Source organism: Dyella japonica DSM 16301 (assembly GCF_001010355.1).
GTDB classification, from domain to species: Bacteria; Pseudomonadota; Gammaproteobacteria; order Xanthomonadales; family Rhodanobacteraceae; genus Dyella; species Dyella japonica.
Window position 1 is genome coordinate 1 of record NZ_JPLA01000167.1, and the last position, 328, is coordinate 328.

A 328-nucleotide genomic window follows, 5' to 3' on the forward strand; every position below is an offset into this window, starting at 1 on the left:
GCAGACTTGGATGCAGCAAAGCCATCTCATACTGCCATGATGATTAAGGTCAAAGAATGGAATGACCTTATGCGTATTGAAGGCAAAGCCAAGCCACCTAAAGTCAAAGGACGTTCACAGGTACAGCCTAAACTTGTACGTCGTCAAGCTGAAGGGCGTTATTCTGCTTTAACTGAACCTTTCCTTGGTTCTAATAAGTTATTCAAAGTTACTCCTGTAACTTGGGAAGATGTACAAGGTGCACGCCAGAATGAACTGGTTCTTAACTACCAATTCCGTACCAAACTGAATCGTGTAAGTTTCATTGATAACTATGTTCGTTCAGTTG

At 41.8% G+C, this 328-nt stretch carries 1 protein-coding gene; it reads left to right on the top strand.

Features of this window, described 5'->3' with window-relative positions:
- On the top strand, nucleotides 1–328 hold a 328-nt coding region (locus tag Y882_RS19725), incomplete at both ends, for a portal protein (RefSeq protein ID WP_211259241.1).